Consider the following 19,177-nt stretch of genomic DNA (forward strand, 5'->3'; position numbering starts at 1 on the left):
GATAGGGAATGCAGGTTATCTTTTTGGGCAGAGGCAGAAACAGGAAACGGGAAGGCGAAATGGTTGTTTGCCGTTTCACCTTCCCGTTTCCTGTTTCTGCAATATTATTATTCGCTTCTTAAACTTTTAACCGGGTTTGCCAATGCTGCTTTCACCGCCTGGAAGCTTACCGTAAAAATTGCAATGAGGGTAACCAGCAACGCCGCATAACCGAAAATGGTCCAGCCGAAGGTGATACGGTACGGGTAATTATCGAGCCATTTCTTACCAGCAAACCAGGCCAGCGGCATAGCGATAAGCAATGCGATCATTACCAGCTTCACAAATTCTATAGACAGAACCGTGGCAATATTCTGAACGGATGCACCCAATACTTTGCGTATGCCTATCTCTTTTGTCCGTTTCTCTGCAGCTAATACCGACAAGCCAAACAAGCCTATGCAGGAAATAAAGATGGTAAGGATAGCGCCGAAAAAGATGATCTTTTTCCAACGGGCTTCCGATTCATACCTGTTCCGGTTCAATTCGTCCATGAATACATAAGAATAAGGTGTTAACGGGAAGAACTGCCTGAACTTCCGCTCAATAAAACTTAGACTGGAAGCGGCGGTATTTGGACGGATCTTTATATAAAAAGTTCCGTAAGGATTGTAGTTTGCCATTGTAAAGACCTGTGGACGGATCTTTTCATTCAGCGCCCTGAAATGGTAATCCTTTACAACACCGATCACCTGGTAAGTCCGGTCCCTGTAATTAAAGAAGACGGATTTGCCTATAGGATCTTTCCATCCTGCTTCCTTCGCAAAGGTTTCATTTATCAGGATAGATTGAGCAGAATCGCCGGGAAAATCTGCCGAGAAATTGCGGCCTTTTACAATAGGCAATTTCAACGTTTGCAGGTAAGATTCGTCAATTGTTTCCCACGCGAACATGATGGATGAGTCATTGGGCAGCTTTGCCCCAGTGCCCCAGTAGCCGCCGTTTTTAGGCGCCACAGATTGAATATCGTGAGACGTAAGCAACTCGTTTTTAAAAGCCGCCGCCTCTTCGTGGGTCATATTATCCTTGTTTACCACTACCAGGTTGCTGTCGTCAAACCCCAGGTCTGCTTTCGTAAGATATTCGAATTGGAAGTAAACCGTGAACGTGGCTATGATCAGGAAAGAGGCGAGTGTGAACTGGAGCACGACCAGTGATTTTTGCAGGATGCCTTTGCCTTTTAATGTAAAGCGGCTGTACAGGGTTTCAACAGGTTTATAGCCCGATAGCACCATTGCCGGGTAAAAGCCGGCCAACAGGCCTGCAAGCAGGTACAGAACAATATAGCTGGCAACCAACTTTGCATCCAGCAGGTAGCTTAAGGACAGCTTTTTATTAGCCAGTTCGTTGAATACCGGCAACACTACAAAGGCTAACAGGACAGCCAATGAGAAGGCGATGGTACACAATATAAAAGATTCGCCCAGGAACTGGATGATCAACTGTTTCCTGTCGCTGCCTACCGCCTTCCGGATCCCTATCTCCTTTGCCCGCCTTACCGACCTGGCAACTGTCAGGTTCACAAAATTGATATTGGCAATAAGCAGCACAAACAGCGCTATCCCTGAAAGAATATAGGCATAGATAGGATTGCTGGCATGTTGCAGCCCATTTTGCGCCGAAAGCGTAGTACTCATATGTATATCCAGCATAGGCTGAAGGGAATACGTACTTAAATTTCTATTTTTATTCCCATACCTGGCAGACAGCATCCTGAAGGTTTCTCCTGCGTCCTTTTCATAGAACCGCTGCATCTGGGCTATAACCGCCCTGGGATCCGCTTTATCATCCAACACCACGAAGGTGTTAAGGAATGCGGAAAACCAGTTTTCTGTATTTAAGAGATCACCTGGTTTTTCTCTCATAGGCAACAGCATTCTATATTGAATAGTTGAATTTTCGGGGCAGTTTTCGGTTATAGCTGTAACCTGGTAAGGAACAAATTTGCCCTGCTCTTCCAGCATCAGCATCTTACCTACTGCATTCGTAGTACCAAATCGTTTTTTTGCCTCGTCTTTTGTGAGCACCACCGAATGCGGTTCTTTGAGGCAGCTTTTTGGGTCGCCGTCTATCACATCAAAACTGAACACAGAAAAGAAAGAAGGGTCCACGAACAAGAGATCCTGGCTTACCACATCAGGTCCATTTTTCAGGTTTACCCGGCCATCCTGCACCCGGACATAAGACTTTATGCCGGCAACATTCTGTGAAAACCGGGGCCCTTCCAGTAACCCTGTGCTGCTGCCTCCACGTACTTCACCATTGGATTCAGACCTGAAAACGACCCTGTAAATAGAGGCGCCTTTTTTATGGAAACGGTCAAAGCTCACTTCGTCTTTTACATAAAGCAAGATGAGCATAGCACAGGTAAGGCCAATGGTAAGTCCTACAATATTGATAAGGGAATAAACTTTGTTATTCCGGAGATTGCGAAGCGCAATTTTGATATAGTTCCTGATCATAGTGCAGTAAAATGCCTGTTGGGCCCCAATGCGTATGCCAAATAAAACAATATTGGCTGTCAATAACTTACAAGAATGCATTATAGAAAACTGTCCGCTAAAGAACAACTGATGTACGGCTGCGGGCAATCTGACTATGCTTATTCATTCAGTACCTGCAACAATTGCCTGTAAAGTTCATCGCCCTTTCCCGGCCTGGCAGCCGATCCAACAACAATCCTGCCTGAACGGTCGGCTACCAGGTAGCGGGGGTACGACCATTCCTTTTCCGGCACGCCCAGCGCATTCCAGATCATGCCTATCTCGCTTTGATTTTTACGTACATGCTCTCCTGTTAGGTTGTTGGCAAAGATAAAGTCCCTCCATTTTTCATCATCCTTATCTTCATCCTGGGCCAGGTACAGGAATACAATATCTTTTTCTTCCAGTTGCTTTTTAAGCACCGGTTCATATTCCATATCGCTGATGCAGTAGGGGCACCATGTGCCCCAGAGGTCTATAAACACTACCTTGCCTTTATAAGGAGCCAGCAGCGAATCCAAGGTCGACACACTCCTGTAATCTTTCCTGATCCTGATATTCAAATTGCCGGCATATTGGTCACGGGCTTTCCGGAGGGGGGCATACATTGCTTCTGCATCCTTTACCAGGCGGCCATCACTGCTATGCTTTTGTATAAACTGCAGCAGTCCGGCCGCTCCCTGTACCTGCCCCGACATGCAAAGATTATACAGCAGGTTATTCAGCGCTTTTTCCCACGCATACGCCGGTAACAACCCTTTCAGGCGTTTGCTGAACAACAGCATTTCACTCTCACGTTGCCTTTCCGATTGCAGGACCGCCATGCTAATACCGGTAGTTCGAAGGAACTGGCTGTCGGCACGGCCCCTGTCCTTGTCTGCCTGGTAAATATAAAATGCTTTCCAGAGCCGCATCCTGAACAGGCGCTCCAGGTACCTGTTGGCAGCAGGGCTTATTGCCAGCTCTTCTTTTGCTGGTACAGGAAAATAAGCCTGTATGGTATCTATAAAGCGCAGGTGAAAGCCTTCCCGGTTTTGTCCCCGGTTTAACCAATAAGTAAGATCTCCGGTAACAGCATTGGCATAATGATAGGTCAGCTCCGTTTGTACCGTTCTTTCAACAGCAACAGGCAATCGGGCCTGTTTCACCACGCGCCTGACTGAATCCAGCAATTGTATGATCTGCGGAAATTTGAAACGGATCACCGAGTCGATGGGCGACCTGGCATATCCGCCGTCGGAGCCCAGTTCTTTAATGAAGGGTAATTGTTGCGTACTTTCCAGTTCCAGCCGGGAGATGAGATTATTCTCTTTGGCGGCGGCGCCGGAGAAAAAGAGCGCATTGTTTTTAAGGGTTACCTGCAAGGGCCGGCCAGGACTCAGCAGTATGATTTTGCGCCGGGCATCCTCCCCTATCCATAGCCACCTGGTAGCCGCTCCATTAAATGTTTTCACGAAATACCCGGAGGCGGCGGGCTGAATAAGTTCAGTTGCCTTTTTCCAGAAATTACCGTCGTAAGTTTGAGTTAATTGTACTTGACCAACAGGTTGAATATACCCTGAAAGCGTTGTTTGCCGGGCATAGGTTGCCCCGGCCGCCAATAGCAGCCATACCAGTAAATATTTTTTCATGATCAGGGTTTAGTTGTTGAAGTATCGGTTTTTGTAACGAGGTAGTGTAATCCTGCCACCAGCAAAAGCACATATGCGAGTTTGCAAAAAAGCCCGAATGTATCTCCTTCCATCCCCGGTAGCCTGGTTACAAGCCCGGTTGCCAGCGCGCCTATTACTGCGCCGAGCACAAAAAACAGCCAGGATAATTTCCTGTAACGATGCGAGGCTGTTTTTACCTCCTTCTCTCTTTGAATTCTCGCCATCGTCCGTTCTTCAAAATCGCTGAACGGAATTTTGAGCCGGCTATGCTCCATCAGCTTCGAGAATTGTTCTTCATTCATGTTTCAGCAGTTTATTAATAACGCCGAGCATACTTTTGCGGGCGCGATGCAGGATCACTTTAACATTAGATTCGGTCCAACCTGTGATCTCACAGACTCCTTTGATAGATTCTTCTTCCAGGTAAAACAAACGCAAAACAACCGCTTCACGGTCAGGCAGCCGTTTCAACGCCTCTCCTACCAACCATGCCTGTTCTTCCTGGCTTTTCCTGCTTAAGGCGCTTTCGTCCACTAATTCTTCGTCATAATCGGCATGAAAATCCAGCAGTTCCTTTTGTTGTTTTTTCCGCCTGAGAAAAGATTCGTTCAATACAATGCGATAGAACCAGGTTTTATAACTCGAACGCTCAGAAAAAGAAGCCAATGCATTGAATGCTTTCACAAAAGCGTCCTGTACTGCCTCCTCTGCCAGGAATTCATCTTTCAGGATTGACATAGCGAGGGAGAAAGCCATATCCTGGTATTTCTTCAAAAAATACCGGTATGCTTCCGTATCACCCGACCGTACTTTGGCCACATACAGGTCATCCATCCAGGCTATTTTTTCGATTTAGTTAAAAAATGGGCCAGGAGCAAGCCTCCTCCTCCACTCAGTAACAGAATGGCAACGGGCGCCACGCCGGGAAGCATACCCAGGTATGCCAGCAATCCAATGAGCCCCACTCCAACCCCCAGGCAAAGCAACACAATACCCAGTGTAAATATGAGGGTACGCGCACTGAAAGCAGATGGGTTAATATCAGGATTTATTCCTTTTTCTATCATCAGCAGTCTTTCTTTGTGCCTCGCCCTGTGAGCAAAGAGCCATGCCAGGAAGAGACAGAAAAAAAATGGCACAACCAGGAAAAAAACGATAATACTAGACATGTTACAAAATGTTTTCTACCTATTTGATCACGGTTTTCTCCGGAAGGTTACAAAAACTTTCCGGAGTCACATAACGGCAGAAGAACAAGATAAGCTGAAGAGCTGGCTTTACCGGCAAGCCGGAATGGAATTTGTTCCTTCAGATCTATCAGCCGCTGCCCGAGCCGGCTAAATGGGAGGACCAGGTTGACCAGTGAAAAAGATCCAACTTTAAAAATTCCGGAAATGACAAAGAAGATATCCATCCATGACACCATGGAACAAGCAAGACAGCTGGAAGCAGAAGGCAAGATGACAGAGGCAATAAAGCCATATACAGCCATTGTGCAACAGGATCCGTTATACGCAGATGCCTATAACCGGCTGATGATCATCTATCGCAAACAAAAAAGATATAAGGAGGAACTGCAGATCATCAAACAGGCTATCAAAGTGTTTGAAGAAAGCATAAAAAGCAACCAGTCGGAATGGAAAAAAGGGCATGCAAAAGCAGCCAGGCTAAGCCGCTCGCTTGCTGAATCATTAGGGTTGTTAAATAAAAAAGGAATGCCGGTGTATGAAGAGCCTCATGTTACCGCCTGGCGGAAAAGAATGGAAACAGTGAGCAAGAAGATAGAAGCGGCGCACTAAAACTGTTTCCCCAGCGCTATAATTCCTTCTTCCAGTTCCTTTTCTGAAAGTGATCCATATCCTAACCTGAATCCATTGATCTTTGAATCAAAGCTATAGACGCCAGGATTCAGGAATTTTATTCCCTGGTTTTCCAGCTTTGTTGTCACCTGCTGCCAGTCTACTTTTTTCTTTGGCGCTATCCAAATCGCCAACCCGCCATCGGGGATATCGAAAGCGGCTTTTTCTTTCAACAGCTTCGTTAATAACGCCGCGGTGAAATCACGTTTTACCCGGTAGTGATTCGTTGCTTTTTTGATATGCCGTTTAATGGTACCGTCTTTGATCAATTGCAATACCGCCCGCTCCATGATACTATCGCCATTTATATCCACGATCTTCCGCAACGCCCCTATCCGCGTTATCAGTTCGCTGCTGCTGCTTGTCAGGTAGCCTATGCGCAATACGGGAGAAACTACTTTACTCATGGTGCCTATGTACACGTAGTTCTTCAGTTCCCGGAAACTTGAGAGCGGCAACACGGGCCGGTAACCGAAATGGAATTCATTATCGTAATCATCTTCAATGATGGTGAAGCCATGATCGTTGGATAACCGGATCAACTCCAGGCGTCGTTCCAGGTTTAAAGTAACGGTAGTAGGATATTGGTGATGCGGGGTAACATAAATGGCTTTGATCTTTTTCCTTGATTTCAGGCAGGCTATCACATCTTCTATCATCAACCCTTCTTTATCAACTCTTACCGGCAACAACCTGGCGCCGGCGCTTTCAAATGCTTTCCAGGCAGGTTGATACCCGGGGTTTTCTACCATAACATAATCACCGGGCGAAAACAGGCATTGAGCAGCCAGGTACATGGCCATCTGGCTGCCACGGGTAACGCAGAGGTTTTGCTCATTTACCTGCAATCCGCGCTGGTGATTGAGCATCTGGGCTATTTCCCGGCGCAGTTCAGGATCCCCCAGTTCGCTGCCGTAGCCCATCATCTGCCATCTTAGTTTCAGGTTGAATATCTGCCTGTATGCCCTGGCCAGTTCGGTAATAGGCGCAATTCTGCTATCAGGATGCCCGTCGTCGAACTGGATATGAAAACGTTTGTCGGGCGTCTTTTTCATCGCTGCCATCACAGGATTGCTCTTTTCCCTTTCCCTGAATACAGGAAGCCGGTCGGCCACAAAAGTACCCTTTCGTTCTTTCGACACGATCCATCCTTCCATGATCAGTACATTCAGCGCTTCGACCACGGTATTGCGATTAACCTTTAAAACCTGTGCAAGGTTCCTGCTGCCGGGAAGGGCATCTCCCGGCCTTAATCTTCCTGACTGGATATCTTTTATAACCGCATCGGCGATCTGCAGATAAATAGCTTTATCTGAACGCTCGTTTAACCGGATCTGAAATTGCCAGGACCTCAACATCTGGACTACCATTTTTTATTAAAACTGCATCATTATGCTAGTCCAAATATAAGCTAATTTTGTACCCTGGCAGTTAATAAATAACTTTCCGGGCCGGATAGCCGAGTGGTCAGGCCAGGGTGCGCAACACCCTGTACAGTGGTTCGAATCCATTTCCGGCCTCCTTAATCTCTATAAAATGGCACGAGAAGGCAAAAACAAAACGATTATCATTCACAGTAAAGTTTCGTATGGCTATGTAGGTTTGAATACCACTTCGCTGGTATTGCAGATGGGCGGGCAGGATGTGATCACAGTTCCCACAGTTTTGTTTTCCAATCACCTTGGCTACCCTACCGTTGGCGGCAGCGCAGTAGAAGCGCCTTTGTTTAAAGACATCCTCGATGGGCTCCTGAAACTGGATATCCTGGATGAAGTTTCTTCTATCATTACCGGTTACATTGGGTCGGCAGACCTGGTGAAGCTGGCGGCCGATTTTATCAGGAAGATCAAGCAACAGGACCCCGGCATCAGCTACTTATGCGACCCGGTGATGGGCGATACCGGGAGCGGGTTATATGTACCGGAAGCAGTTCCCGGGGCCATCATCGAACACCTGATCCCGATGGCCGATCTGCTCACGCCTAACCAGTTTGAAGTACAACATATACTGGGCCGGCAGTTCCAGTCGATCGACGAAACAGTAGCCGCCGTGAATGCGCATTATGCCCTGTCAGGAAAGAACCTGGTTATAACAGGCGGGCATTATTCCGGCACCTTAGCGGGCATACTTGAAAACTGCATCATTGCCGGCAAGCAGCCGGTTGTTCTTCGCGCCAGAAAAATTGACGTGAACCCTCCCGGTACCGGAGAATTGTTTGCCGCACATTTACATCTGTCAATGCTGCATGGTAAGGAAATGAAAGAAGGAGTGCTCAGGGCCGGCGAGATCCTGACGGCTGTATTGCATAAAATGTACCTGGAAAACAGGACTCAATTTGAATTAAAAGACATTTCGTATTCAATGGATATTTTAAAAACAGCCAATTAATATAATGAATGTAACAGACCTGGTTATACATAACAGGGAGGCAGTAGCGTTACCGGACGTTTTTCTTGATACTGAAAACAGAGAAAGCATACAACAGTTGCTCAAGGAGTACAGGTATGTGGATGAACTGACAACCTATGGATTGCCGGTTAACAACAAACTGCTCCTGCACGGCAGCTCGGGCTGCGGGAAAACAATGACGGCAAAAGCCATTGCCCAATCGCTGGGCAGGAACATGCTTATACTGAACCTCAGCAATATAGTTTGCTCACGGATCGGTGAAACTTCGCAGAATATTAAAATGGTATTCGATAAGGCGGCCAGGGACAAATGCGTGTTGTTCCTGGATGAATTTGACCAGATAGGTAAAGCCAGGGGCAGCGATGATAAGGATGTTGGAGAAATGAGAAGACTGGTGAATACGCTTATTCAACTTATTGACTACTTCCCTGCCAATGCCCTGCTTATATGTGCAACCAACCACCCAGAAATCATTGATACGGCGTTATTGAGAAGGTTCCAGTTACGGATCGGGTTTACAATGCCATCGCCCGGGATGCTGGATGAATATTATTCGAAGATCCTGGCGCCTTTCCCGGAGCACCTGCAGGGTATCAGCCGGAAATATGATATTTCATTTGCCGAAGCTAAAGATTACGCCTACACGCTGGTAAAATCTTTACTGATCAGGGAACTGGAGGAAAAAGAAAAAATGGCGGTATATGAATGAAGATATTTTAAAGAACCTGGAGATCATTCGCCGGCGCATTACCTCAGCCTGTACGCAGAGCGGCCGTGATCCCGATAGTGTAAAGCTTTTGTTAGCGACTAAAACTGTTAGTCCTGACCGTATAAAGATCGCTTTGCAGGCCGGACAAACCTTAATAGCTGAGAACAAGGTGCAGGAGCTGAAAGAAAAGTATGAAGCCTTGAAGGATGTACCGCATACCAATCATTTTATCGGGCATTTACAGACCAACAAGATCAAAGACATCCTTAAATACGAGGTTTCCTGTGTGCAGTCGCTCGACCGGCTGGAGCTGGCGGAGAAACTGCATCAGCGGCTGTTGTTGGAGAACAAGGCTATGGATGTATTCATCCAGGTAAATACTTCCAATGAAGAAAGCAAGTTTGGCGTAGCGCCAGGCCAGGCTATGGAGCTGGTTAAACGGGTGTCTGAGCTTTCTTCCCTCCGTATCAAAGGGCTTATGACCATCGGGTTGCTCAGTAACCAGTCAGACAAGGTAAGAGATTGTTTTAAACTCCTGAAAGCCCTGCAGCAGCAGGTGATAGCAGCCAATATTCCATATGTGGCGATGGAAGAACTTTCCATGGGCATGAGCGGGGATATGGAGATCGCTATCGAAGAAGGAGCTACAATAGTAAGAGTAGGCACCGCGGTTTTCGGGCAGCGCATTTACCCTGATAGTTATTACTGGAATGAGAATACAGAAATAAAATAGCCTTTATTTTATTCACTCTTCCGGCGGGCCGAATTAGCTTTTCTAAGCGCTTCTACTTCCCTGGCGGCATGTTCATTAGCCCAGGCTTCCAGGGAAGAAAGGATAGGTCCTAATGCCTTCCCTTTTTCTGATAGCCGGTAACAGACTTCCGGCGGAAACCCTGATCTTTCGTTGCGGATGATCAATCCATCGTTTTCCATCTGCCTTAAATGATCCAGCAGCACTTTTTTGGCGACCTTCGGAATGATGCGCCATAGCTCTGTAAACCGTATTTGCTGGTTATGAAAAAGATGGTAGAGGATGATCGGTTTCCACTTTCCTGACAACATCTGCAGGCTGACATTAAGCCCGCAATGTTCGAATTCGTTATACTTCATGGTTACAAATTTGTGAACGGGTTACAAAAAAGTAACCTTCTTGGTCCCGCTGCAGCATTGCCTGAATTTTGCAAGCAACAAAATTAATGCATAGCCATGAAAGTTCAATTATTACGCAATGCCACGCTGTTGTTAACTATCAATGATAAGACCCTGCTTGTAGATCCGCTGCTGGGATCCAAAGGCAGTTATGATCCTCTGCCCGATTGCGCCAGCACGGCCAGGAACCCATTGGTTGATTTACCGGTAAGTGCCAATGAAGTTATCGCACAAACGGATGCCGTGCTGCTGACCCATCTGCATACCGATCATTGGGACGCTACGGCCCGGGAGTTGCTGCCAAAGGACATTCCCCTGTTCTGTCAACCCACCGATGCAGCAATAATACGCCAGGCGGGCTTTAGTAACCTGACCGCTGTTGAAGTAACCTGCCACTGGGAAGGTATTGAAATCGCCAGGACCGGCGGCCGCCATGGCGTTGGAGAAATTGGGCAGCAAATGGGCGCCGTATCCGGCTATGTACTGTCGTTTGCCGGCGAAACCATCTATATAGCCGGCGATACAATATGGTGTACAGAAGTGCAGGAAGCTTTAGACAGATTCAAACCTTCGAAGGTAATAGTGAATGGAAGCGCCGCAGAGTTCATAACAGGCGGGCCAATCCTGATGCCCGTAGCGGAAGTCATCACCCTTTGCCGCTATGCCCCACAGGCAGATGTATACATAGTACACCTGGAGGCGGTGAATATTTCCACGGAAACCCGTGCAACAACGCGACAGGCAATAGCAGCAGCCGGATTAAGCGATCGTTGTTTCATTCCGGCAGATGGAGAGGTATTGTTCCGGTAGATCATTTTTTTGAAACCGGGGGAACCTGCATCCCCCGGATTTTCGCATTCGGCCACTGTAATTGTCGCATTTGCGTTGCAGATGAGAAATTATTCTCCCCGACCTTTATACCAGACATTTAAACAACCTAAAAAATTTCTACCATGAGAAAAATCATCGTTTTATCAATGATCACATTGGATGGCGTAATGCAGGCGCCGGGCGGACCAGGAGAAGATACTTCCGGCGGCTTCAGGTATGGAGGCTGGGTGGCTTCATATGGCGACGAAGCGTTTGGCAAAGTAATGCAGGAGCAACTGAAATCTACAGACCTGCTGCTTGGCAGGAAAACATACGACATCTTTGCCGGTTACTGGCCAACACATGAAAATTACTGGCCTGGAATCAATAGCGTGAGGAAATATGTATTGTCTAATACCCTGGAGAAGGCCGACTGGAACAACTCAGAAGTTATCAGGGGCGTGGAAGACATTAAGAAGCTGAAGAACTCAGCGGGTTCTGACCTCCAGGTTCATGGCAGCGGCGAGTTGGTTCGCCTGTTGCTGAAACATGACCTGGTAGATGAGTTATGGCTTAAAACATTCCCGGTATTGTTAGGAAAAGGAAAGAAATTATTTGACGACAGCAGCGAGCCGGGTGCATTTGAATTAACGGATAGTGTTGTAACGACCAAGGGAGTTGTGATAGCAAATTACAAACGGGCGGGGGAAGTAGAAACAGGTTTGGTTGGTGAATAATATTTGGATGATAACGTGTTAAGGTGTAATATTGCAGCCCGTTGACACGATTGCCCAGATGGCGGAATTGGTAGACGCGCTAGACTCAAAATCTTGTTTCGGCAACGGAGTGCAGGTTCGATTCCTGTTCTGGGCACGAAAGTTACTGGTTTGTAACTGAAGTGTATTTACTAGCTAATTAGGGTTATATCTTTAGATGTAGCCCTATTTTTTTTGCCCTAAACCCCAATAATTTAAAAGAACTAAAATAACCTTTACGGTAACCTCGCTTTAATTTTTGTAACCTTTTAAATTATTGATAATGAATTGTTGAAAATCAAATATACTTTCTGGCTATACTAATGCTTTTTGTATGTGATATTGCTTACGCTCAACAACAGGGAATGATGGTACGCATTTCGGAGATCGAGATAAATCCCCAACGGCTCGAGGAATACAAAGCAATACTGAAGCGCGAAGCTGAAGCATCTGTAAGGCTGGAGCCAGGTGTTATTGCCATCTTCCCTATGTTCCAAAGGGATAATCCGGCACAGGTAAGGATATTGGAGATATACAGCGACCAGCAAGCGTATCAGTCACATCTGAAAACCGAGCATTTCCTGAAGTATAAGACCGCTACCCTCCACATGGTTAAATCATTAAAGTTAGTGGACATGGACGCACTGGATATGGAAGCTGCAACACGTATTTTCGTAAAACTTAAGTCTCATCCGTTTTAATCATTGTAGGTTTTTCCATTTTCCTGCAAACGGCCTTCAATTCCGGTACTACAATAAGTACATATAAAGATACTCGTTCAAATACGGATCTAACGGGCCGAGTGATGACTTTACAGTGGTTAGAAAGCCAGACGACGTCATTTTATTACCTTTGACAGGCGGGCGGATACTGGTTTCGTCAACATTCCGAAGATTTACCGTTTGGGCAAACCATGAAACATGCTGGTGAGGCAGGGCAACTCCGAGTATCATACCGGGAAGTCCGGCAAATGTTTCAGGACCCAGATTCGAAACAATATTATCTGTATAGAAAGCCACCACGTAAATCGAGTCCAGGATAATAGCATTGGCTCGTCTGCACTCAAAACCGGCGATCATCCTGGTTTCCCCTGTCAGCTTCCATTTAATAGGTGCAACTGGTTTCTCAAGCAGGAAATAAGTACCCAACACATTCCTCATGCATGTGGTGGTATTGTTCTCGATGTCAGTATATACGATATTATCCGCGCCTGGCAATCCCCCTGTCCCGTTCTGTTTTATTACACTATCAACAGGCATATAAACTGACTTAGTCCCGGTAAATTTTAGCTCAAAAAATAAGCTCTTAAAGTCTGGCGCTTGGTCGCCTGTATTACTTGTGCCCCATTTCTTTTTAAAATAAGCCGAATTTTCCTTTCTTTCAAAAACAATAGATCCCTCTACAGGTAATGGCGGGCTTTGCCCAAACACAAGGGTCCCTAAGAAAATAAATAAGAATAATAGCACATATCGCATAGAAATTCCTGTTTTATGGCTTTGCAGAGTTATTGAAGTTGCTGAAATTCCAGGTTAAACCAACCTGGAAGTAGCGTTTGATGACATCATACCTGTACTCTGAAATATAGTTTGTATTGATATAGCGGAATACAGATTTTGCCTGATTTAAAACATCAGTTGCGCTAAGTTTCAGGATCAGTGCCTCGCTTTTTAGCAATCGTTTATTTATCCAGATATCCCATAGCACTACATTTGTGTTATCTGTAAATTCGTCGGTTTTTTGTCGAAGCAGTAACGAACAAGAAGTATGCAACTCACTTTTTAACGGAAAATATACGGTTGCCTGAAGTCGTGTATCAAGCATCCAATAGTCGGCTCCCGAGTTTTCAGCGACAGAAGACGAGTTATAATTATAAGAGGGATTTACATTTAACGTGATGTTCAATTTTTCGGGCAGAGACTCCGAAAAAAATAATCCGGCTACATAATTCCCATTTCTTATACGGTTTTTAGCATTATTTACTATGTTCATACTGCTCCGCAGGTTCCATCCGGCACTGACCCCCATAGTCAACGATTTTGCCAGCGGAAAGCTATATGTGGCGTTCCCCGTCCATAAAGTGGTATAGTCCCCGTTTATGAACTGATATTTCTTTCTTCCGATACTATCGATTTGATCAGCGGTAGTAAAATCGCCAGTTATCAGATTGTACCCAATATCGATCCAGGTGGTCTTACGTGCAATAAAGTCTGCATTAATATAGAGCAATTTGATTGTATTAGAATAAGACGGCCCCAGCTGCGGATTTCCTATTATTATGTTGTTGGGATCTGTGTTATTCGCCAGAGGTTGCAATTGTAAAGCAGAGGGAAGTATGGTATTTCCAAGATACGATAATGATGCTGTACGTGTTCCATTCTTTCCACTATATTTTAGTTCAATATTTGGGAACCAACCGACAAAGTTGCGTTTTATGAGATTGTAACGAAAATAGTCAGTCTGGTTAAAAGAGGTAAGACCAATATCATTTCCTGCTTCCAACTGGAATTGCTTTTTGACAAAATGATAATGTATACCGGCTTTATTTCCGACCGAACGAAAGAGATAGTTATTACTATATATGCTATCTATACTTTTATTCTTTCCATCAGAGGCAATGTTAAATGTTGTTAGCTGGCTTTTCATATTGCCTAAAGCCATTGCATACTTGAGGGACAATGCAGAAGTTTGCGAAATCGGGAAACGATAAAGCACATCGAGGTTAATTTTATCTTGTTTTGAAGCAGTTTCTTTGTATTGACGGGTATCAAGATTAATAGAGGTATCTGTATTTTCCCTGTCCCAAGCCAGGTTGTTTGTGATAAAAGTGCCGTTTCCATTCAGTGTATTGTAAGCACCGGATAAACCAAGGGTAAGAAGCCTTCCTGCTTTCCTGAAACGTTTGTTTACTATCAGTTCCCCCATCCAGGAATTGCTTCTTTCATCAGTATTTGTATATTGCGACAACTCGTTTATGGAAAGTCCTGCCTCATTGCGGATGACAGATGCGATATTCCTATCACCTGTTTTATTACCAACAGCCGCTCCGATCTTAGCTTTTAGTTCTGTCATGGAATCCAAACGCACTTGATAGTTGCCATTATATTTTTGTTGTAAAAGGATATGATAGTTTTTCTCATTACCGCTGGTTGTTAACTTTTGGGTAGGGAGAATAGATATTGTAGTTGAAGTCATATTCTCGGATAAGTTTAGCTTCGCCACCCTGGCTTCACCACCAATCGCCTGGTTGAATGCATTCCATTTGTTATTATAATGAGCACCGGCAGTGTATAACTGCGGAAAGCCCAATCCTGCATACTGGCCTGCCCAGCTATCCAACGTCTGGAGTGGCGTGTTATATTCAAGATCTTTAGCTACACCGAAATCTTCCCTGTCTTTCCAGCTGATATCACCCTCTCCTGTATTGCTGGCAATAGCATAAACTGAAAACTTTGCGGGCCCTTTAAAACGGTTGAACATTCCACTTCCGTTATAATATCTATCCCCTCCTCCAATTATCAGCTTTCCGAAGTAACCTTTTTTCTTATCTTCTTTCAATTTCAGGTTTATGGCTTTGGCTGTCTTGCCGTCCTGAACACCTGCAAAAGCCGCCTGCTCACTTTTTTTATCAAACACCTGTACTTTGTCGACCATATCAGCTCGCACCGTTTTTGACACCAGTGTCGGGTCATCGCTAAAGAATTCTTCTCCGTCGACCAGGATTTTCTGTACAGCCTGGCCATTCACGGATATCTTCCCGCCTCTGTCAACCTGAAAACCCGGTAGCTGCCTGAATAATTCGTCGACAGATGCGTTGGCTCCTACATGATATGCATCTGCTTTAAATTCAAGTGTATCGCCATTCAGGGATATCGCTTTCACCTTTCCTTTCACCACCACTGCTTTCAGTAATTTCGATTTAGGAAACAGGGAAATATCTATTGAGTTTACGTTTCCGCTTAATTCTTTTAATTCTACATAATCTACATAGGAAGGCAAACTGACACATATGATGTATTGACCGGGAACGAGGTTTCTATCCATTTTAAAGTATCCATTGGCGTCAGTGCGACAAAACTGCACTAACATAGAGTCTTTGGAATTTGCAAGCAAAACGACGGCATCTCTAAGCTTCAGACCACTCACTGTATCAGTAACATACCCCTTAATGCTTGCGCGTTGGGCAATAGAAGCCAGGCTACCCATTGTGAGCAGCATAAACAAAAAAATGCATTTCATTAGCCAAGTATATAGGTATGGAAATATCCTCCGTCTAAATCAGGGATGATCAGGAGTTACCTCAAGAATTAAAGGCCTGGTCACAGTTACATTACCATTTCTGTCTATCGTAGTATCTGATCTTTCTTCATCCACAACTACATTAACATACTTCAAACTTTTATCTTTTTTTCTAACTGATCTCGAATTCTTAACGGATTTCTTTATTGATTGTTTTCTTACAATCGTGTCCTTTTGCAGATAATTAAGCCGCAACGCAGGGCCAGATGCCGTTGCATTTGGCACTTCTGTTTGTTTACGCTCCTTGTGATTTGACGGCGATTCAAAAAGTTTTATGCTGTAATCCTTTGCCAAGAAATGAGACGACGCGTAAACGGCGGGCGTAAGTAACAGAAGTGGTAGCAGATACTTTAGTTTCTTTATGGGCTTTTGCGGGGTTGTATACATCATAATAATTCTGTTTTTAAGTAAGGCTTTATAATTAATATTACTTCCCAATGTCTGGTATCTATCAACACTACTAAATTTAAGTACATGATTGATGTAATAATCCGTTTGCCCATCTGCAATCATAGAAGCATCGACAATGTATTCATGAATCAGTTTCAGTCGACGCTGAACCAAATAGACTACCGGAACGAACCAGCTAATAATTTTAAATATTTCAAGGATGATAATGTCAAGCGAATGTTTGTCCTGTGCGTGGAGCAATTCATGCCTAACGACTATCGTATCTTTTTCCCGTTCGACGGTCGATGGCAGGAAGATTAATTTGAAGAAGGAAAAAGGCTGGCTTAGCCCGCCTATGTAAATTAGCGTAACTTCGCCTTGTTTTACACGTTTTCCTCCCAGCACAAGTTTTCTCAATGCCAGCATTTTTTGAACAAACAAAGCCAACATAACAATCACACCAGCCAAATAGCTTATCAATACAAAAGAAGTCATTGATAAGCCTGGATTATCCCCTACCATGCGTACTGCCGGAGTCAATGATCCTATCGTGACGGGAGTATCGGATATGGTATGAACAGCGGACGTGAATGCAAAGTTAAAACGCGGGAGAATAAATGATATAATTGTTCCCGCCAAAAGGTAAATCCTGCTTAACTGATGGAAATTAGTCCTGGAAAGGAACACACAATAACCCAGGAATAAAATTAACAAATAGACATTAGCTTCAAGGATGTAATATAGTATGTTCATGACTTACCTTTTTTAAGTGTTTTGATAAGCGCTTCCAATTCAGCAATATCTTTAGAGGACATATCCTGCTTTTCAACGAGGAAGGAAACAAGGTTTTTGTATGAATTTTTGAAATAATCCCTGAGTACTTTATCAACTGAGTAGTGCATATAATCGGCTTCCGATATCAGGGGATAATATATATGAGAATTCCCTTCGGATACATGTCCGATTATTTTTTTCTTTTCCAGTACCCGCACAACGGTAGATACTGTATTATAAGCAGGTTTGGGGAGGGGTATTTCATCAATAATCTCCTTCACTGTTGCCCGGTTAAGCCGCCACATAATCTGCATAATATTTTCTTCGGCCTGAGTTAAGGGTTTAATTATCATTAGGTTAGGTTTAAACTATCAAATTAGTTGCAACTATAACTATAGTTCATAATTCTAAGCTAAGTTATTTTTTCTGAAATATCAAAATAAATATCAGATAACATCCATCTATTTGGTCAACATAAAGACACTTCCGCTACCTTTCACACATTGGTCAGACATGCCTCCTTATTTTTTAATAGGAATGTAAGATATAGTAGCAGGAACATCAACTGATATACAACCATCAAGATGGCTTCCTACCCAATCACGCCCTAAAGCAACCAGCTCTTCACTTATTCTTTTAACGCTACCTTATCATAAATAATCATTTGTATGGTACTGTGACCTGAAGGCTCATCAGCTCGTCAAAGTACAACTGTCCTTCATCTTCGACACTTACTATATCTCCATATGCAATGTTGCTTGCAAAAAAGGAACATTAACTATTTTATAATAGTTGCCAACCTTTTCCGCCCAAACATGTTCAATTTTGATATTACCATCAAAAACTTTATACACTAATTGGACCTTGACATCCGCCCAAAAATTGTCACCATACTTAGGAAGTATTTATAACTCATATGAAGGTCAGATAGCAAAAAAATAAGAAAACAAGTATCCCTGATATCACAAACAATCTCGTCATCATTCTGGTTAAAAAAACTACTTTAAATTGAATCACCATCGTTGTCATTTTTTATCTTCTCAAACATTTTATATATAGATAATATCTCTTCTGATGTCCATCCCAGATTATGCTTTTCCCTGATCTCTGCAAGCATCTTTTTATGCTCCATTATTCTTAACGTTAAGGGTGAAACTCCTCTGCCGTATCTTATTCGGGCATACGTCACCGACATATCGTTATAAGAGACCGGTTTAACAAATTTGAAAATGAGGAACTGATAAAAATGAACAAAACATTGTTTTTTATCATTGTCAAAAATGATCTTATAGACATACCTTTCTTTTTTATCGCCCATCCTTAAGCACAATAATGCAAAAACACCGGATTCACTGACTAAAATATTCTTCAGGAACCAGCCTCCAAATACGAAGATCAGTATCGCATGCAAGAAAAAGGAAAGCACCAGAACCTGGTTTAAGGTAATCCAGTTAATCAATTTTTTTCTTTTCTTAATTACGTAAACAACCACTTTCCTAATAATATTATGATAATTTTACATTATTGTCCGACAAAAATCGGGTTAAAAATGGCTGTAATCCCTTTCTGATAAGGATTACAGCCTAAAATTTGATTGTTTCAAAATGGGGGGAAGCTCCCCTCCTTTATTACGGTGAAAAGGCAAGCGATGATGCATTGTGTTTTTTTCTCCATGCTTTATATGTGTCTTTAATAAATTCCATCAGTCCAACATAGCTTGTCAGGTGTAATCTTATAACGGTGATCATATTAGCAAAAGATTTTTTCGTGGCAGCTTTCTTTCTGATGACCACCATCAGTAATTGAGCGATCAGCACGCAATAGACCTGCATTTTGACTGCATTGGGGCTTT

At 44.0% G+C, this 19,177-nt stretch carries 19 protein-coding genes, 2 tRNA genes and 1 pseudogene; 9 read left to right on the forward strand and 13 right to left on the reverse strand.

What is annotated here, in order from left to right; translation table 11 throughout:
• Positions 1 to 107 precede the first annotated feature (107 nt).
• The 5 genes from BLV62_RS14775 to BLV62_RS14795 all read right to left on the reverse strand — a co-directional run bounded on the left by BLV62_RS14775 (position 108) and on the right by BLV62_RS14795 (position 5,343).
• Positions 108 to 2,501 carry an ABC transporter permease gene (locus tag BLV62_RS14775; protein WP_089762725.1) on the reverse strand — a complete coding sequence of 798 codons (2,394 nt, stop codon included), beginning with the start codon at positions 2,499 to 2,501 and terminating at the stop codon, positions 108 to 110.
• Positions 2,502 to 2,641: 140 nt separating this feature from the next.
• Positions 2,642 to 4,153: a TlpA family protein disulfide reductase gene (locus tag BLV62_RS14780; protein WP_089762726.1), complete on the reverse strand. Its 1,512-nt coding sequence runs from the start codon at positions 4,151 to 4,153 to the stop codon at positions 2,642 to 2,644.
• 2 nt (positions 4,154 to 4,155) lie between these two features.
• Positions 4,156 to 4,476 (reverse strand): hypothetical protein, encoded by a 321-nt coding sequence (locus tag BLV62_RS14785; protein ID WP_089762727.1) that lies wholly within the window; start codon positions 4,474 to 4,476, stop codon positions 4,156 to 4,158.
• The gene (locus tag BLV62_RS14790; RefSeq protein ID WP_089762728.1) at positions 4,469 to 5,008 is read right to left on the reverse strand and encodes an RNA polymerase sigma factor; all 540 of its coding nucleotides are present in this window, start codon (positions 5,006 to 5,008) and stop codon (positions 4,469 to 4,471) included. The genes BLV62_RS14785 and BLV62_RS14790 overlap by 8 nt, the downstream gene beginning before the upstream one ends.
• A gap of 5 nt (positions 5,009 to 5,013) precedes the next feature.
• Positions 5,014 to 5,343, reverse strand: a complete 330-nt coding sequence (locus tag BLV62_RS14795; RefSeq protein ID WP_089762729.1) for a DUF6249 domain-containing protein — start codon at positions 5,341 to 5,343, stop codon at positions 5,014 to 5,016.
• A gap of 225 nt (positions 5,344 to 5,568) precedes the next feature.
• Between BLV62_RS14795 and BLV62_RS14800 the strand changes: the two genes are divergently transcribed.
• A complete protein-coding gene (locus BLV62_RS14800; protein ID WP_089762730.1) occupies positions 5,569 to 5,973 on the forward strand; it encodes a hypothetical protein in 405 nt (134 codons plus the stop codon).
• On the opposite strand, the gene pdxR is transcribed toward BLV62_RS14800, so the two are convergent.
• Positions 5,970 to 7,391 carry a MocR-like pyridoxine biosynthesis transcription factor PdxR gene (pdxR, locus tag BLV62_RS14805; protein ID WP_089762731.1) on the reverse strand — a complete coding sequence of 474 codons (1,422 nt, stop codon included), beginning with the start codon at positions 7,389 to 7,391 and terminating at the stop codon, positions 5,970 to 5,972. The genes BLV62_RS14800 and pdxR overlap by 4 nt on opposite strands.
• Positions 7,392 to 7,482: 91 nt before the next feature.
• On the opposite strand from pdxR, the gene BLV62_RS14810 reads away from it, so the two are divergent.
• From BLV62_RS14810 to BLV62_RS14825, 4 genes are all read left to right on the forward strand, one after another.
• A tRNA-Cys gene (locus tag BLV62_RS14810) sits at positions 7,483 to 7,553 on the forward strand.
• A 16-nt stretch (positions 7,554 to 7,569) separates the two neighbouring features.
• A complete protein-coding gene (pdxY, locus tag BLV62_RS14815; protein WP_089762732.1) occupies positions 7,570 to 8,421 on the forward strand; it encodes a pyridoxal kinase in 852 nt (283 codons plus the stop codon).
• A gap of 4 nt (positions 8,422 to 8,425) precedes the next feature.
• Entirely contained in the window at positions 8,426 to 9,151 is a 726-nt protein-coding gene (locus tag BLV62_RS14820; RefSeq protein ID WP_089762733.1) for an AAA family ATPase, read from the forward strand.
• The gene (locus tag BLV62_RS14825) at positions 9,144 to 9,884 is read left to right on the forward strand and encodes a YggS family pyridoxal phosphate-dependent enzyme (RefSeq protein ID WP_089762734.1); all 741 of its coding nucleotides are present in this window, start codon (positions 9,144 to 9,146) and stop codon (positions 9,882 to 9,884) included. The genes BLV62_RS14820 and BLV62_RS14825 overlap by 8 nt, the downstream gene beginning before the upstream one ends.
• Positions 9,885 to 9,892: 8 nt before the next feature.
• Here BLV62_RS14825 and BLV62_RS14830 read toward each other — a convergent pair whose 3' ends face one another.
• Entirely contained in the window at positions 9,893 to 10,261 is a 369-nt protein-coding gene (locus BLV62_RS14830; protein WP_089762735.1) for a winged helix-turn-helix transcriptional regulator, read from the reverse strand.
• A gap of 96 nt (positions 10,262 to 10,357) precedes the next feature.
• On the opposite strand from BLV62_RS14830, the gene BLV62_RS14835 reads away from it, so the two are divergent.
• From BLV62_RS14835 to BLV62_RS14850, 4 genes are all read left to right on the forward strand, one after another.
• Complete coding sequence (locus BLV62_RS14835) at positions 10,358 to 11,110, forward strand: MBL fold metallo-hydrolase (protein WP_089762736.1); 753 nt, start codon at positions 10,358 to 10,360, stop codon at positions 11,108 to 11,110.
• A 143-nt stretch (positions 11,111 to 11,253) separates the two neighbouring features.
• Entirely contained in the window at positions 11,254 to 11,847 is a 594-nt protein-coding gene (locus BLV62_RS14840) for a dihydrofolate reductase family protein (protein ID WP_089762737.1), read from the forward strand.
• Between the two features lie 52 nt (positions 11,848 to 11,899).
• A tRNA-Leu gene (locus tag BLV62_RS14845) sits at positions 11,900 to 11,983 on the forward strand.
• Positions 11,984 to 12,188: 205 nt separating this feature from the next.
• A complete protein-coding gene (locus BLV62_RS14850; RefSeq protein ID WP_225889585.1) occupies positions 12,189 to 12,566 on the forward strand; it encodes a putative quinol monooxygenase in 378 nt (125 codons plus the stop codon).
• Positions 12,567 to 12,614: 48 nt separating this feature from the next.
• Here the strand turns inward: BLV62_RS14850 and BLV62_RS14855 are convergent, their stop codons facing one another.
• From BLV62_RS14855 to BLV62_RS14880, 6 genes and pseudogenes are all read right to left on the reverse strand, one after another.
• The gene (locus BLV62_RS14855) at positions 12,615 to 13,340 is read right to left on the reverse strand and encodes a GLPGLI family protein (protein WP_089762738.1); all 726 of its coding nucleotides are present in this window, start codon (positions 13,338 to 13,340) and stop codon (positions 12,615 to 12,617) included.
• Positions 13,341 to 13,353: 13 nt separating this feature from the next.
• On the reverse strand, positions 13,354 to 16,080 hold the full coding sequence (locus tag BLV62_RS14860) for an outer membrane beta-barrel protein (protein WP_168928044.1): 2,727 nt from the start codon (positions 16,078 to 16,080) through the stop codon (positions 13,354 to 13,356).
• A gap of 60 nt (positions 16,081 to 16,140) precedes the next feature.
• A complete protein-coding gene (locus BLV62_RS14865) occupies positions 16,141 to 17,304 on the reverse strand; it encodes a M48 family metalloprotease (protein ID WP_089762740.1) in 1,164 nt (387 codons plus the stop codon).
• Positions 17,301 to 17,678, reverse strand: a complete 378-nt coding sequence (locus BLV62_RS14870; protein ID WP_089762741.1) for a BlaI/MecI/CopY family transcriptional regulator — start codon at positions 17,676 to 17,678, stop codon at positions 17,301 to 17,303. The genes BLV62_RS14865 and BLV62_RS14870 overlap by 4 nt, the downstream gene beginning before the upstream one ends.
• A gap of 650 nt (positions 17,679 to 18,328) precedes the next feature.
• Positions 18,329 to 18,784, reverse strand: coding sequence for a hypothetical protein (locus tag BLV62_RS14875; protein ID WP_139170179.1), 456 nt, complete (start codon positions 18,782 to 18,784; stop codon positions 18,329 to 18,331).
• Between the two features lie 169 nt (positions 18,785 to 18,953).
• Positions 18,954 to 19,177: pseudogene (locus BLV62_RS14880) on the reverse strand (hypothetical protein); the annotation flags it as partial.

Source organism: Chitinophaga terrae (ex Kim and Jung 2007) (assembly GCF_900107795.1).
GTDB lineage: Bacteria > Bacteroidota > Bacteroidia > Chitinophagales > Chitinophagaceae > Chitinophaga > Chitinophaga terrae.